This window comes from Variovorax sp. OAS795 (assembly GCF_040546685.1).
GTDB lineage: Bacteria > Pseudomonadota > Gammaproteobacteria > Burkholderiales > Burkholderiaceae_C > Variovorax.
Genome location: NZ_JBEPOH010000001.1, coordinates 5,228,366 through 5,242,251 on the forward strand (window position 1 = coordinate 5,228,366; position 13,886 = coordinate 5,242,251).

Annotated in this window: 13 protein-coding genes; 5 read left to right on the plus strand and 8 right to left on the minus strand. The window is 68.7% G+C overall.

Going from position 1 to position 13,886, the window contains the following annotated elements:
• Positions 1-44: 44 nt before the first annotated feature.
• Positions 45-1,931, plus strand: coding sequence for a phosphomethylpyrimidine synthase ThiC (thiC, locus tag ABID97_RS25235; protein ID WP_354401589.1), 1,887 nt, complete (start codon positions 45-47; stop codon positions 1,929-1,931).
• Positions 1,932-1,977: 46 nt separating this feature from the next.
• On the opposite strand, the gene ABID97_RS25240 is transcribed toward thiC, so the two are convergent.
• The 6 genes from ABID97_RS25240 to glyQ all read right to left on the minus strand — a co-directional run bounded on the left by ABID97_RS25240 (position 1,978) and on the right by glyQ (position 8,079).
• Positions 1,978-2,955, minus strand: a complete 978-nt coding sequence (locus tag ABID97_RS25240) for a M48 family metallopeptidase (RefSeq protein WP_503012797.1) — start codon at positions 2,953-2,955, stop codon at positions 1,978-1,980.
• A gap of 20 nt (positions 2,956-2,975) precedes the next feature.
• Positions 2,976-3,746: a lysophospholipid acyltransferase family protein gene (locus tag ABID97_RS25245; RefSeq protein ID WP_354401590.1), complete on the minus strand. Its 771-nt coding sequence runs from the start codon at positions 3,744-3,746 to the stop codon at positions 2,976-2,978.
• Positions 3,746-4,324: a D-glycero-beta-D-manno-heptose 1,7-bisphosphate 7-phosphatase gene (gene gmhB / locus ABID97_RS25250; protein ID WP_354401591.1), complete on the minus strand. Its 579-nt coding sequence runs from the start codon at positions 4,322-4,324 to the stop codon at positions 3,746-3,748. The genes ABID97_RS25245 and gmhB overlap by 1 nt, the downstream gene beginning before the upstream one ends.
• Before the next feature lie 29 nt (positions 4,325-4,353).
• A complete protein-coding gene (gene glyS, locus ABID97_RS25255) occupies positions 4,354-6,486 on the minus strand; it encodes a glycine--tRNA ligase subunit beta (RefSeq protein WP_354401592.1) in 2,133 nt (710 codons plus the stop codon).
• A gap of 98 nt (positions 6,487-6,584) precedes the next feature.
• Positions 6,585-7,136, minus strand: a complete 552-nt coding sequence (locus ABID97_RS25260; protein WP_354401593.1) for a metal-dependent hydrolase — start codon at positions 7,134-7,136, stop codon at positions 6,585-6,587.
• A gap of 34 nt (positions 7,137-7,170) precedes the next feature.
• Positions 7,171-8,079 carry a glycine--tRNA ligase subunit alpha gene (gene glyQ / locus ABID97_RS25265; RefSeq protein WP_354401594.1) on the minus strand — a complete coding sequence of 303 codons (909 nt, stop codon included), beginning with the start codon at positions 8,077-8,079 and terminating at the stop codon, positions 7,171-7,173.
• Positions 8,080-8,349: 270 nt separating this feature from the next.
• Between glyQ and ABID97_RS25270 the strand changes: the two genes are divergently transcribed.
• From ABID97_RS25270 to ABID97_RS25280, 3 genes are read left to right on the plus strand one after another with little or no spacing between them, the layout of a single operon-like run.
• The gene (locus ABID97_RS25270; protein ID WP_354401595.1) at positions 8,350-9,315 is read left to right on the plus strand and encodes a diacylglycerol/lipid kinase family protein; all 966 of its coding nucleotides are present in this window, start codon (positions 8,350-8,352) and stop codon (positions 9,313-9,315) included.
• Entirely contained in the window at positions 9,312-10,136 is an 825-nt protein-coding gene (locus tag ABID97_RS25275; RefSeq protein ID WP_354401596.1) for a metallophosphoesterase family protein, read from the plus strand. The genes ABID97_RS25270 and ABID97_RS25275 overlap by 4 nt, the downstream gene beginning before the upstream one ends.
• Before the next feature lie 11 nt (positions 10,137-10,147).
• Positions 10,148-10,966 (plus strand): phosphatase PAP2 family protein, encoded by an 819-nt coding sequence (locus ABID97_RS25280; protein ID WP_354401597.1) that lies wholly within the window; start codon positions 10,148-10,150, stop codon positions 10,964-10,966.
• Between the two features lie 6 nt (positions 10,967-10,972).
• Here the strand turns inward: ABID97_RS25280 and ABID97_RS25285 are convergent, their stop codons facing one another.
• On the minus strand, positions 10,973-12,043 hold the full coding sequence (locus tag ABID97_RS25285) for an asparaginase (protein WP_354401598.1): 1,071 nt from the start codon (positions 12,041-12,043) through the stop codon (positions 10,973-10,975).
• A 147-nt stretch (positions 12,044-12,190) separates the two neighbouring features.
• Here ABID97_RS25285 and ABID97_RS25290 point away from each other — a divergent pair, with 147 nt between their 5' ends.
• Complete coding sequence (locus tag ABID97_RS25290; protein ID WP_354401600.1) at positions 12,191-12,868, plus strand: TetR family transcriptional regulator C-terminal domain-containing protein; 678 nt, start codon at positions 12,191-12,193, stop codon at positions 12,866-12,868.
• On the opposite strand, the gene ABID97_RS25295 is transcribed toward ABID97_RS25290, so the two are convergent.
• Positions 12,865-13,809: a LysR family transcriptional regulator gene (locus tag ABID97_RS25295; protein ID WP_354401601.1), complete on the minus strand. Its 945-nt coding sequence runs from the start codon at positions 13,807-13,809 to the stop codon at positions 12,865-12,867. The genes ABID97_RS25290 and ABID97_RS25295 overlap by 4 nt on opposite strands.
• Between the last annotated feature and the right edge of the window lie 77 nt (positions 13,810-13,886).

The following is a 13,886-nucleotide window of genomic DNA, read 5'->3' on the forward strand; positions in this document are numbered from 1 at the left end:
GAGCGATTGCGGAGCACCCTTTCCCTCAACAAGGAGTGCCCCGCATGAATGCCCCCGATAAGTTCACCGCCCTGCTTTCGCTCACGCGCGAGCCGTTTCCCGCATCACACAAGTGCCTGATTCCGGGCAGCCGGCCCGACCTGAACGTGCCGGTGCGCGACGTGCTGCTGACCAACGGCGAGACCGTGTCGCTCTACGACACCTCGGGCCCCTACACCGACGCCAAGGTCGACATCGACGTGCGCCGCGGCCTTCCCGGCGTGCGCGACGCCTGGATCGCCGAGCGCAACGACACCGAACGCTACGAGGGCCGCTCGCACCAGGCGCTCGACGAAGGCCTGAAGCACACGCACGACCACGACGCCCAGCGCCTGGCCGAGTTGCGTGCCGGCGCCTCGGCCCTGCAGCGCACCCCGCGCCGTGCGAAGTCGGGCGCCAACGTCACGCAGATGCACTACGCCCGCCGCGGCATCGTCACGCCCGAGATGGAGTACGTGGCCCTGCGCGAGAACGGCAAGCGCGAATGGATGGCCGAATACCTCGCCAACGAGGAGCGTGCGAAGCGCGTGGCCGGCAACCCGATGGGCGCGAGCATTCCGCGCATCATCACGCCCGAGTTCGTGCGCGACGAAGTGGCGCGCGGCCGGGCCATCATCCCGGCCAACATCAACCACCCCGAGGTCGAGCCAATGGCCATCGGCCGCAACTTCAAGGTCAAGATCAACGCCAACATCGGCAATTCGGCCGTCACCTCGAGCATCGAGGAAGAGGTCGAAAAGCTGGTCTGGGCGATCCGCTGGGGTGCCGACAACGTGATGGACCTGTCCACCGGCAAGAACATCCACACCACGCGCGACTGGATCGTGCGCAACTCGCCGGTGCCCATCGGCACGGTGCCGATCTACCAGGCGCTGGAGAAGGTGGGCGGCGTGGCCGAGGACCTCACCTGGGAGATCTTCCGCGACACGCTGATCGAGCAGGCCGAGCAGGGCATCGACTACTTCACCATCCACGCGGGTGTGCGCCTGCCGTTCATCCACCTGACCGCGGACCGCATGACCGGCATCGTCTCGCGCGGCGGCTCGATCATGGCCAAGTGGTGCATCGCGCACCACAAGGAGAGCTTCCTGTACGAGCGCTTCGAGGACATCTGCGACATCATGAAGGCCTACGACGTGAGCTTTTCGCTTGGCGACGGGCTGCGTCCGGGCTCCGGCGCCGATGCCAACGACGAGGCGCAGTTCGCCGAGCTGCGCACGCTGGGCGAGCTCACGCAGATCGCGTGGAAGCACGATGTGCAGACCATGATCGAAGGCCCGGGCCACGTGCCGATGCACATGATCCAGGCCAACATGGACGAGCAGCTCAAGCACTGCCACGAGGCGCCGTTCTACACGCTCGGGCCGCTGACCATCGACATCGCACCGGGCTACGACCACATCTCCAGCGCCATCGGCGCCGCGATGATCGGCTGGGCCGGCACCGCGATGCTCTGCTACGTGACGCCCAAGGAGCACCTGGGCCTGCCTGACCGCGACGACGTGAAGCAGGGAATCATCGCCTACAAGATTGCCGCGCACGCGGCGGACGTGGCCAAGGGCCACCCGGGCGCGCGCTCGCGCGACGATGCGCTGAGCAAGGCACGCTTCGAGTTCCGTTGGCAGGACCAGTTCAACCTGGGTCTCGACCCCGACACCGCGCGTGAATTCCATGACGAGACGCTGCCGAAGGATTCGAGCAAGGTGGCGCACTTCTGCTCGATGTGCGGGCCGAAGTTCTGCTCCATGAAGATCACGCAGGAGGTGCGGGAGTACGCGGCGAAGAAGGGCGTGGCCGAGGCGGAAGCCATGGCGGCCGGCATGGCCGAGAAGTCGAAGGAGTTCGCGGCGGCCGGCGGGGAGATGTACATCCCGATCCGGGCGGTGTCCTAGTCTTTTCCGGGGCCCGGGCCTCGCCCCGGCTTCTGAACCAGCAGTCTCAAGACCACCGGGGCACGGCCTCGTCCTTGAGCTGCTGCCGCAGCCGGTCGTAGTCCGGCACCACGCTCTCCACCGTCTCCCAGAAACGGTGCGAGTGGTCCATGACGCGCAGGTGCGCGAGTTCGTGCGCGACCACGTAGTCGATCACGGGCAGGCGAAAGTGGATCAGGCGCCAGTTCAGCCGGATCGATCCATCCGCGCTTGCGCTGCCCCACCGCGTGGCGGCATTCGACAGCGAGAGTTTCTTCCACCGCACGCCGAGCCGGGGTGCGAAATGGTCGAGGCGCTCGATGAAGAGCCGCCTCGCCTGGCGCATGAGCCAAGCCTGTGCGGCGTCGCGGATCTGCGAGGCTTCGGCGTTCTGCGCCACGGCCAGCCGCAGGATGCGCGGGCCGTGGCCGTCGTCGCTCGCATCGAGCGTGCCGCCGACGCTTGCAAAGCCGTGCTTCGGATCAAGCCGGATCATCACCGTTTCGCCCATGAACGGAAACTGCGCGCCATCCTTCCACGCGATGCGCGTGGCCTCGACGCGCGCGTGGCGCTGCTGTGTTTCCAGCAGCTTGCGCAGGATCCAGTCGGACTTTTCCTTGATGGCGGCATCGACGTCGCGCAGCGTGACCCAGCGCGGCGCACGCACCGAGAGGCCTTCGGCACCCACCAGGAAACCGATGGTCTTGCGCTTGCCGCGCTTGAATTCGTAGGCCACGCGCGCCGAGCCAAGCACCGTCTCGCGCGTGGCCTGCGGGTGCACGAAGCTCGCGAGCGCCAGCGTGTCGCGCAGCGGCACTGCAGGCAGCGCGGTGCCCGCCTCACGAGACTTGTCTTGCTGCGACTCCGCGGGGACCGAAGGCGAAGGCCCGGGCGGCGCGGCCTTCTTGCCGACCTTGCGGGGCCGCGGCGCGGCTGGCTTGGCCGGCGCAAACTCGTTGCCCAGCCCCTCGAACAGGTCCATCGTGAACTGGAGCAGTCCCCGCATGTCGGGTGGTTCCTTGTTCTTCAGCGCACTTCTTGCGGCACCTGCAGCGGCGGGGCGTCGCGGTAGGCCTCGGGGTCGAGCCGGCGCATCTCGGATTCGATCCAGGCCTCGACCTCGCGCATCAGCTCGTCGGGCTTGCGGCCGATGCTGGGAATGGCCGGGCCGATCGACACGTCGACCACGCCGGGGCGCTTGATGAACGCCTTGCGCGGCCAGACCTTGGCCGAGGTGACCGCGACCGGAATCACCGGCACGCCGGTTTCGCACGCGAGCCGCGTGCCGCCGCTCTTGTAGGTGCCCTTCTGGCCGCGCGGAATGCGCGTGCCTTCGGGGAACATGATGATCCAGATGCCCTGCGCCAGGAGCTTGCGGCCCTGGTTCACGACCTTGTTGAAGGCTTGCGCGCGCTGGCTGCGGTCGATGTGGATCATGTCGAGCCGGGCCATGGCCCAGCCGAAGAAAGGCACGTAGATGAGCTCCTTCTTGAACACGAATGCCAGCGGGTGCGGCATCAGCGTGGGCATCAGGAAGGTCTCGAGCGTGGACTGGTGCTTGACCAGCAGCACCGCGCCCGCGAGCTTGTCGGTCGGCAGGTTTTCCATGCCGGTCACCCGGGTGCGGATGCCCAGCAGCACGCGTGCGCCGCCGATGGCCCAGCTGAGCCATTGCTCCGCCATCCAGTAGAGCGGGATGCCGCGCTTCCAGAGCGAACTGACGCACATGATGATGCCCCAGGGCACCACGGTGACGAGCATCCACAGGGCGTGGAGAACAGAACGGAGGAACGCCATCAGACAGCCACCTGCAATGCGGCCCGCGCTTCGCGCGCAAGCAAGAAGTCGACAAAGGCGGCCAGGCTCTCGTGAACCATGGTGTTCGCCGGATATTCGGGCGGCAGCGGATCGACGCCGCGGCAGGCCGCACCCATGCCGGTGAGCAGCAGGTGCGGCTCGCAGCCGGCTGACGCGCCGGCCTGCAGGTCGCGCAGGCTGTCGCCCGCGGTGGGCACGTCTTTCAGATCGATGCCGTAGCGGTCGCCGATCTGGCGGAACAGGCCCGGCGCGGGCTTGCGGCACTCGCAGCCTTCGTCGGGGCTGTGCGGGCAATAGAAGACCGCATCGACGCGCCCGCCCACGGCCGCGAGCATCTTGTGCATCTTGGCGTGCATGGCGTTGAGCGACGCCATGTCGAACAGGCCGCGGCCCAGGCCCGACTGGTTGGACGCGATCACCACGTGCCACCCGGCATGGTTGAGCTTGGCCACGGCCTCGAGCGCGCCGGGCAGCGGCGTCCACTCGATGTCGCTCTTGACGAAATCTTCGCGGTGCACGTTGATCGTGCCGTTGCGGTCGAGGATGACGAGTTTCATGGCGTCGGCAGAAAAGCCCCGTTTCAAAATCAGGCCGCCAGCCGTTCGAGCTGCGCCACGCGGTTCATCGCCACGTGCAGCGACATCAGGAGGCCCAGGCGGTTCAGGCGCAGGTCGGCCTGTTCGGCATTGACCATCACGCCGTCGAAGAACGCATCGACCGGCTCGCGCAGCGCGGCCAGTGTCTGCAGCGACGCGGTGTAGTCGCCGGCGTCGAACTGCGCATTGGCCGCGGGCACCACCTCGGCCATGGCGGCGTGCAGCGCCTTCTCGGCCGGCTCGTGCAGCAGCAGCTCGCTGACGTGCGCGTCGGCTTCGGGCGCCTTCTTGAGGATGTTGCCGATGCGTTTGTTGGCCGCGGCCAGCGCGGCGGCCGCGGGCAGTGCGGCAAAGGCGCGCACGGCCGCCAGCAGCTTGGGCACTTCGCCCAGGCGCTGCGGACGCGGCGCCAGCACGGCATCGACCTCCAGCGCGCTGGCGCCCTGCTCGCGCAGGCTGCCGGCCAGGCGGTCCAGGATGAAGTCCTGCAACTCGGCCGTGGCCTTGCCGCTGTCGAAGCCGTCGATGTCCTTGAACTGCGCGGCGGTGTCCTGCAGCAGCGCATCGAGCTTCAGCGGCAGGTCTTTCTCGATCAGCATGCGGATCACGCCGAGCGCGTGGCGGCGCAGCGCGAACGGGTCGCGGTCGCCGGTGGGCAGGTTGCCGATGCCGAACATGCCGACCAGCGTTTCGAGCTTGTCGGCCAGCGCGACCACGATGCCGACCTTGTGGCGCGGCAGGCCGTCGCCGGCGAAGCGCGGCTTGTAGTGGTCCTCGATCGCGTCGGCCACGTCGGCGGCCAGGCCATCGTGCAGCGCGTAGTAGCGGCCCATGGTGCCCTGCAGTTCGGGAAACTCGCCGACCATGTCGGTCACGAGGTCGGCCTTGGCCAGCTGGGCCGCCTGCACGGCGTGCGCGGTGAGCGTGGCGTCTCCGAGGTGGGCCGCGATGGCGCGCGCGATGCGCATCACGCGCTCCACGCGCTCGCCCTGGGTGCCGAGCTTGTTGTGATAGACCACCTTGCCGAGCGATTCGACGCGCGACGCGAGCGACTTCTTGCGGTCCTGGTCGAAGAAGAACTTGGCGTCGGCCAGGCGCGGGCGCACCACGCGCTCGTTGCCGCCGACCACCGCGCTCGCGTCGTCGGGGCTGATGTTGCTGACGACCAGGAACTTGTTGGTCAGCCGGTTCGATGCGTCGAGCAGAGGAAAGTACTTCTGGTTGGCCTTCATCGTGAGGATGAGGCACTCCTGCGGCACTTCGAGAAACTCGCGCTCGAAGCTGCAGACCAGCACGTTGGGGCGTTCGACCAGCGCCGTCACTTCGTCGAGCAGCGCGTCGTCGTGGATGGGCACGGTGCCGCCGCCGACCTGCACGGCCGCGGCAGCGAGCTGGCGCGCGATCTCGGTACGGCGGGCCGCGAAGCTCGCGATCACGGCACCGTCGTCCTGCATCTGCAGCGCATAGCTGTTGGCATCGCGCAGCACCACGGGATCGATGGCGGCTTCGAAGCGGTGGCCGTGGGTCTCGCGGCCCGCATGGAGACCGAGCGCCTCGACCGGCACCACCTCGCTGCCATGCAGCGCCACCAGGCCATGGGCGGGGCGCACGAAGCTCACGCTGCTCCAGCCGGGCAGCTCGCAGCCGGTTTCGAGCTGGTAGCTCATCACCTTGGGAATCGGCAGCTTGGCGATCGCCTCGGCCAGCGCCTTCTGCAGGCCTTCGGCCAGGGTCGCGCCCTTGGCGGTGCTTTCATAGAACAGGGCCTCGGCCTTGCCGTCCACCGCGCGCTTGAGTCCCGGCACGGCCGAGGCGTCGGCGCCCAGCGCCGCCAGGCGCTTGAGCAGCGCGGGCGTGGGCTGGCCCGAGGCATCGAGCCCCACGGCCACGGGCATCAGCTTCTGGGACACGGCCTTGTCGGCGGCCCGGTCGGCCACGTGCGTGAGGTGCGCGGCGAGCCGGCGCGGCGAGGCGTAGGCGGTCAGCACGGCACCGGGCGCGGCGAGCCCCTGCGCCACGAGCTGGTCGCGCAGGCCGCCGGCGAAGGCCTCGCCCAGTTTTTTCAGGGCCTTGGGCGGCAGTTCTTCGACAAACAGTTCGACGAGAAGGTTGGCAGACGGCATGGCTCAGGGAGTAGGAAATGGGCCGCGAACGGCACCGGCCACGGGCACGCAACGAAGCGGCGCCGTGGAATGCAAAGAAGAAGAAAGAACGAGCGGATTCATGCGGCGGCGGCGCCGTGGCGCCGCTCCATGCTCCGGCGCCCGAGGGCCACGACGATGGCAGCTGCCAGCAGCGGCGCCCACACGGTGAGCATCTCGTTGAGCAGCACCTGCGCGCCGCGCGGCGAGAAGAAGCGCTGGAGCGCGATCGGCGACACCTCGATGGGCCGCCAGGGGCTGAAGTAGCGCACGCTGTCGAAGGGCCAGAAGAAGGCGATGCCGATGCCGCCGTTGGTCATCATGTCCAGCAGCGGATGCGACGCGGCGCACAGCGTGATCCACGCCCATCCGGCCGCCGGGCGCATGCGCCAGCGGGGCGCCAGCCACCCGCCGGCAAGGCCCAGCAGCAGCGCGAACACCAGCGTGTGCGTGAAGCCGCGGTGTCCTGCCATGCCGCCATAGGCGATGCCGAGCTTGAATGCCAGGCCGTCGAAGTCCGGCACGATGGACGCGAGCATGCCCGCCAGCACCGCCGAGGCGGGCAGGCGCCGCGTGCCCAGCGCAATGGCTGCGCAGACGGGGACGGCAACGTGGGTGAAGACGGTAGGCATTGGGCGGGGCGTCGCGAAGAAGGTGCAGGCCGGCTCAGGCCGCCTTCCTGGGCTGCATCTGCGCCACCCACTCGCGCGGCGCCATCGGGAAGCCGAGCCGCTCGCGGCTGTCGTAGTAGCTCTGCGCGACGCTGCGCGCGAGGTTGCGGATGCGGCCGATGTAGGCCGCGCGCTCGGTCACGCTGATGGCGCCGCGCGCGTCGAGCAGGTTGAAGCTGTGCGCGGCCTTGAGCACCTGTTCGTAGGCCGGTAGCGCGAGCTGCTCGGTCATGAGGTGCCTGGCCTGCTTTTCGTGCGCGTTGAATGCGGTGAACAGGAACTCGGCGTCGCTGTGCTCGAAGTTGTAGGTCGACTGCTCGACCTCGTTCTGCTTGTACACGTCGCCGTAGCTGAGCCCATCGGTCCACGTGAGGTTGTAGACGTTGTCCACGCCCTGCAGGTACATGGCCAGGCGCTCCAGGCCGTAGGTGATCTCGCCGGTGATCGGCTTGCAGTCGATCCCGCCCACCTGCTGGAAATAGGTGAACTGCGTCACCTCCATGCCGTTGAGCCAGACCTCCCAGCCCAGGCCCCAGGCGCCGAGCGTCGGATTCTCCCAGTCGTCCTCGACGAAACGGATGTCGTTCTTCTTGAGATCGAAGCCGAGCGCCTCGAGACTGCCGAGGTAAAGCTCCAGGATGTTGCTGGGCGCGGGCTTGAGCACCACCTGGTACTGGTAGTAGTGCTGCAGGCGGTTGGGGTTTTCGCCGTAGCGGCCGTCCTTGGGACGGCGGCTGGGCTGCACGTAGGCGGCTTTCCAGGGCTCGGGGCCCAGCGCGCGCAGGAAAGTGGCGGTGTGCGAGGTGCCCGCTCCCACTTCCATGTCGTACGGTTGCAGCAGCGCACAGCCCTTGTCGGCCCAGTACGACTGCAGTTTGAGAATGATTTGCTGGAAGGTCAACATGAAGCGGGCCGGCGTGACCGGGCGTTTGGACGGTAGCGCGGCAAGCACCGCGAAGCAGGCGATTTTACGGTCGGAGGGCAACTCTCCCACAGCCGGCCGGGATGCTCGCCGCCGGCAAGCCGCCATCGGGCATGAGATAACGACGAGGCGGGTTGCCCGCCATCGCACCGCAGCCGCTTCCCCGAGCCTTGTTCCCGTGCTCTTTCCGGTCTTCTTGTTCCCCGGCTCGCATGCGCCGGCGGTGCACGCCTCCTTCCCGTTTCACTACACATGCCAGCGCCCAGCATCGGTCCGAATTCCCCGCTATTCATCGTCCTCAATGCCGGCTCCGGCAACGCGGATGCCGCCGAGACACGCCGGATCGTCGAGGAGGGATGCGCAGCCGCGGGGCGCCGGCAGCGCATCTTTCTCGTGGACGAGCGCGCCACGGTGCAGGCGCTCGCGCGCGAGGCGGTCGAGCGTGCTCGCGCCGTGGGCGGGGTGGTGGTGGCCGCCGGCGGCGACGGCACCGTCAATGCAGTGGCGCAGGCCACGCTCGGCAGCGGGCTGGCCTTCGGCGTGCTGCCGCAGGGCACTTTCAACTATTTCAGCCGCACCCACGGCATCCCGGGCGACACGGCCGAGGCCCTGCAGGTGCTGTTGACCGAGCAGCCCCGGCCCGCGCAGGTCGGGCTGGTCAACGACCGCATCTTCCTGGTGAACGCCAGCATGGGCCTGTATGCCGAGCTGCTGCAAGACCGCGAAGACTACAAGGCGCGCTATGGTCGCAGCCGCCTGATCGCATTCTTCGCCGGCCTTCTCACCGTGATGCGGGGGCACCGAAGCTGGAACCTGCGCATGGCCTGGCGCGGCCAGGAGCGCGACCTGCGCACACCGACACTGTTCGTCGGCAACAACCCGTTGCAGTTGCTTCAGGTCGGCATCGAACACGCCGATGCGCCCGAAAACGGGCAGCTGGCGGCGGTGGCGCTGAAGCCGGTGGGCGTGCTCGCCATGCCCGGCCTGCTGGTGCGTGGCGCGCTGGGCCGGCTCGGCGGCGCCGACGAGGTATTGAGCTTTCCGTTCGAATCGATGACAGTGAAAGCCAGCCGCTCGCACGGCCCGCGCCGCGTGAAGGTGGCCACCGACGGCGAGATCGCATGGGCCGAGATGCCGCTGCTGTTCCGCGTCTCGCCCGAGCCGCTCTGGCTGGTGCGGCCCGACACCGCGCCTGAACTGGAGGCCGCCAAGGAATGAGCTGCCTGCTGCAGATCTCCGACACGCACTTCGGCACCGAACGCCCCGAGGTGATGGACGCGCTCGCGCGGCTGGCGCATGCCTTGCAGCCGCAGGTGGTGGTGCTCTCGGGCGACATCACGCAGCGTGCCACGCGCGCGCAGTTCGCAGCGGCGCGGGCCTTCGTCGACAGGCTGGCCGCGCCGGCGGTGATTGCCGTGCCGGGCAACCACGACATTCCGCTTTTCCAGCTGGGGGCGCGGCTGTTCGCCCCGTATGCAAGGTACGCGGACGCTTTCGGCGCCGACCTGGAGCCGGTGTTCGAATCGGCCGAGTGGCTGGTGATCGCGGTCAACACCACGCGCTGGTGGCGGCATGCGGACGGCGAGGTTTCGCGCGCGCAGGTCGACCGGGTGGCGAGCCGGCTCGCCGTTGCCTCGCCCGAGCAGTTGCGCGTGGTGGTCACGCACCAGCCGGTGATGGTGACGCGGCAGGAAGACATGCCCAACCGGCTGCACGGGCGCGAGAACGCCGTGGCCCGCTGGTGCGGGGCCGGCGCCGACCTGATCCTGGGCGGGCACATCCACCTGCCTTTCGTGCGTTCGCTCCACGACGCCTATGCCGGCTGCCCGCGCACCACCTGGGCGGTGCAGGCGGGCACGGCGGTGTCGTCGCGCATACGCGCGGGACAACCCAACTCGGTCAACGTGCTGCGGCTCGGCGAAGCGGAAAGCGGCCGCAGCTGCCAGGCGGAACGCTGGGACCATTCGGCCGCCGAGGAGTCCTTCGTGTGCGCCAAAGTATTGCAGCTCCCGCTTGCCAGCGCCGCGTCGCCCGCTTAGGGTGCGCCCCCATGTCGACGCAAGCCCCTGCCCTCGTTCTTCTCGCCCGCGGCCTCGGCGAACATTCCCTTGCATGGTTCGCATGCGCGCTGGGCCTTTCGGTGCTGGGCGCCGGGCTGGTCTGCCGGACCTGGCAGCAACGCCGCGCCCGGACGTCGCCGACCGGAGAACCGGAAGAACCCCGGCTCGCGGCTGCGCTGGCCATGGGGTTCCTGGCGATCCTCGGGGCGGCCAGCCTGGTGGCGTACATCGCATCGAAGCTCGGCGACGGGCGCCTGCTCGGCCTGGCCGACCAGGCCCTGGCCGATGCCATCGGCGACCATGTGCCATGGGCGGCCCTCGTCGCCTTCAGCTGGCTCACGCACCTGGGCGATGCCGAGTTGCTGGCGCCGGTGTGCCTGGCCGTGGCCGTGCTGCTGTGGCGCAAGGCGCACCATGGCTTGGCGCTGGGCTGGATGATGGCGCTCGGAGGCATCGTGCTGCTGAATCCGGCGCTCAAGCGCATCTTCGCGCGGGCGCGGCCGGTGCACGACCACGGCCTGGCGCTGGAAACGAGCTTCAGCTTCCCGAGCGGCCACAGCGCGGGCGCGATCGTGAGCTACGGCATGCTGATGTATCTGGCGCTGCGCCTGTTGCCGGCGCGCTGGCATGTGCCCGCAGCCATGGCGGCCGCGGCGGCCATCGTCACCATTGCGAGCAGCCGCGTCTTCCTGCAGGTGCATTTCGCCAGCGACGTGGCGGCCGGCCTGCTGACCGGGCTCGCCTGGCTGCTCGTGTGCGTGGGCAGCCTCGAATACGCGCGGCACCGCAGGCGGCGGGCCGCGCGCTGAGCGGGATCAATACTCCCAGAAGATGCGCTGCAGTTCCTTGGTGTCGCTGGTCTTGGTGAGCGCCACCATCGCGAGGATGCGGGCCTTCTGCGGACGCAGGTCGTGCGCCACCACCCAGTCGTACTTGTCGTCGGGCTGCTCGGCATTGCGGATCACGAAGCCGTCGGCCACGCGCGAGCTGCGGATGACGATCGCGCCGTCGGTGCGCGCCTTCTGCAGGTTGGGCACGATGCGGTTGGCGACGGAACCATTGCCCGTGCCGCCATGGACGATCGCCTTCACGCCGCTCTTGGCGAACGCATCGATGGCGATGGACGACACGCCCTCGTAGCCCATGGCGATCTCGACCGCCGGCAGAGCGTTGATGGCGTCGATGTCGAACTCGGAGTTCATGGTGTGGCGCTTGACCGGCGCGCGGAACCAGTAGTTCTTGCCCTCGACCACCATGCCGAGCGGGCCCCACTGGCTCGAGAAGGCGCTGGTCTTGACGTTGACGTTCTTGCTCACGTCGCGGCCGCTGTCGATGTTGTCGTTCATCGTCACGAGCACGCCCTTGCCCGCCGCATCCTTGCTGCCGGCCACGCTCACCGCGTCGTACAGGTTGAGCGCACCGTCGGCCGAAAGCGCCGTGCCCGGGCGCATCGAGCCGACCACGACGATCGGCTTGCTGGTGTGCACGGTGAGGGTCAGGAAGTACGCGGTTTCTTCCAGCGTGTCGGTGCCGTGGGTGATGACGATGCCGTCCACGTCGGCTTGCTTGGACAGCGCGGACACGCGCTTGGCGAGCGTCAGCAGGTTGTCGTTGGTGAGGCTCTCGGAAGCGACCTGGAAAACCTGCTCGCCGCGCACGTTGGCGATCTTGGCAAGCTCGGGCAGGCCGGCGATCAGCTTGTCGACGCCGACCTTGGCGGCCGCGTAGGTGGCACTGTTCACGGCCGAGGCGCCAGCCCCCGCAATGGTGCCGCCGGTGGCCAGGATCACCACATTGGGCAGTGCCTGCTGGGCTTGCGCGAGCGCGCTGGCCGCAAGCAGTGCGGCACCGGCCGCAAAGGCCCTGAATCGGGAGGAAAGGTACATGAAGAAGCTCCTTTGTCGTTAAATGAATGGCTGGAAGCGGGCGAGAAGATACAGGAACCATGCCCGCATGCGCTGCGCATTCATGCCTGCATGGCATGCGGTGATGCGCATTACCATCGCCGTGCGCACCGCCGCAAATCCATGCCCATGAACGCCGACCCCGCCACCCTTCCTCCGACGACCGCCCAGGAAATGCCCGCACCCGAAGGGCCGCTGTCGCGTGCCCGGCCCGGGCGGGAGCGCATCATGGCGGCCATCCGCTCGGCGGCCGTGGCCGAGTTCAGCCTGCACGGGCTGAAGGGCACCTCGACCCAGGCCATTGCCGCGCGGGCCGGCCTCACCAAGCCCCAGCTGCACTACTACATCGCCGGCAAGGAGGAGCTCTACGAAGAGCTGCTGATGCAGGTGCTGCACGCCTGGAAGGTGGTGTTCTCGTTCGAGGACGCGAGCGACCCGGCCACGGTGCTCGGCGACTACATCCGCAAGAAGCTCGACCATGCGTTCGACAACCCCGAGATCTCGCGCATCTTCACGCGCGAGGTGCTGGACGGCGGCCGCAACCTGGACCGCTACTGGCCCAACGCGCAGGCCTGGACGCAGAAGAAGGTCGACGTGATCAACGGCTGGATCGCGCGCGGGCAGATGCGACCGCTGGACGCGCGCCTGCTGCTGATGCACATCTGGGCCATGACCCAGAGCTACGCCGACTACGCGATACAGACGCGCGTGATGCTCGGCCTGCCGCGCGACGCGCCCATCGACCGCGAGCCGATCGCGCGCGAGCTGGTGGCCTTCGTACTGGGCGGCTGCGGGATCGAGGCCTAGCTTCCCGCCTCCCAGGCACGGCCCGCCGGGTCTGCCAGGGCCGCCCGCATCGTCTCGACGAAGCGGCGCAGGCGCGCCGGCTGGAAGCGCGCGGGCGGGTACACCAGGTACACGGGCAGCGCCGCCACCTGCCACTGGGGCACGAGCCGCACCAGCCGGCCCGTGGCGATGTCTTCCTTCATGAGCCAGGCCGAGCCCAGGCAGGCGCCGACGCCCATGCGCGCCGCGCTCTGGAGCGCATAGAGGCTGTCGGTGCTCATGCGCGGGCGGATGGCCACGCGTGCGGTCTCGCCGCTCGGCCGGTGGGTGAGCAGCAACTCGTTGCGGTAGAAGGTGCGCAGCGCGAGCCATGGCAGCCCGGCCAGCTCGGCGGCGTGCGCGGGCGGCTCCTTCCCGGCCAGCACGGAGGGTGCGGCGACCACCACGCGCGGCACTTCCGAGAGCTTGATCGCCACGGCCATGGGGTCGGTGATCTCGCCCACCTGGATCGCGCAGTCGACGCCCTCGGCAATGAAGTCCGGCCGGCGGTCGTTCAGCAGCCATTCGACGGACACCCGTGGATAGGCCTGCAGGTAATCGGCAAGCGGGCCGACCAGCAGCGTTTGGCCCAGCGCATGCGGCACCACCACGCGCAGCATGCCCTCCGGCTCGTCGCCGACGCCGCGCAGGTCGGCCTCGAAGGCGTGCCAGTCTGCAATGAGTTCCCGCGCCCGCTCGTAGCAGCGCTCGCCGTCCTCGGTGAGCTTCATGGCGTGGGTGGAGCGACGCAGCAGGCGCACGCCCAGCATGCGCTCCAGCGCCTGCAGGCGGCGGCTCACGGTGGGCTGCGTCGCGCCCGTCAGCTGGGCGGCGGCCGACAGGCTGCCCGCCTCGACGATGTGGACGAAGGTCTGCATCAGCTCGATGCGGTCGGCCGCGGCGGGAGAAGGAGGATTGGGCATGGGAAGCTCTTTATACGTTCTGCGTATAGACATTGTGCAATCCGCAGGGCTACCAAGTCTTCTCTCTTGGGAGCACA

Excerpts from the sequence above, each read along its gene's own strand:
- thiC (WP_354401589.1), top strand. The coding sequence starts at position 45 with ATGAATGCCCCCGATAAGTTCACCGCCCTGCTTTCGCTCACGCGCGAG.
- ABID97_RS25240 (WP_503012797.1), bottom strand. The coding sequence starts at position 2,955 with ATGCGGGGACTGCTCCAGTTCACGATGGACCTGTTCGAGGGGCTGGGC.
- ABID97_RS25245 (WP_354401590.1), bottom strand. The coding sequence starts at position 3,746 with ATGGCGTTCCTCCGTTCTGTTCTCCACGCCCTGTGGATGCTCGTCACC.
- gmhB (WP_354401591.1), bottom strand. The coding sequence starts at position 4,324 with ATGAAACTCGTCATCCTCGACCGCAACGGCACGATCAACGTGCACCGC.
- glyS (WP_354401592.1), bottom strand. The coding sequence starts at position 6,486 with ATGCCGTCTGCCAACCTTCTCGTCGAACTGTTTGTCGAAGAACTGCCG.
- ABID97_RS25260 (WP_354401593.1), bottom strand. The coding sequence starts at position 7,136 with ATGCCTACCGTCTTCACCCACGTTGCCGTCCCCGTCTGCGCAGCCATT.
- glyQ (WP_354401594.1), bottom strand. The coding sequence starts at position 8,079 with ATGTTGACCTTCCAGCAAATCATTCTCAAACTGCAGTCGTACTGGGCC.
- ABID97_RS25270 (WP_354401595.1), top strand. The coding sequence starts at position 8,350 with ATGCCAGCGCCCAGCATCGGTCCGAATTCCCCGCTATTCATCGTCCTC.
- ABID97_RS25275 (WP_354401596.1), top strand. The coding sequence starts at position 9,312 with ATGAGCTGCCTGCTGCAGATCTCCGACACGCACTTCGGCACCGAACGC.
- ABID97_RS25280 (WP_354401597.1), top strand. The coding sequence starts at position 10,148 with ATGTCGACGCAAGCCCCTGCCCTCGTTCTTCTCGCCCGCGGCCTCGGC.
- ABID97_RS25285 (WP_354401598.1), bottom strand. The coding sequence starts at position 12,043 with ATGTACCTTTCCTCCCGATTCAGGGCCTTTGCGGCCGGTGCCGCACTG.
- ABID97_RS25290 (WP_354401600.1), top strand. The coding sequence starts at position 12,191 with ATGAACGCCGACCCCGCCACCCTTCCTCCGACGACCGCCCAGGAAATG.
- ABID97_RS25295 (WP_354401601.1), bottom strand. The coding sequence starts at position 13,809 with ATGCCCAATCCTCCTTCTCCCGCCGCGGCCGACCGCATCGAGCTGATG.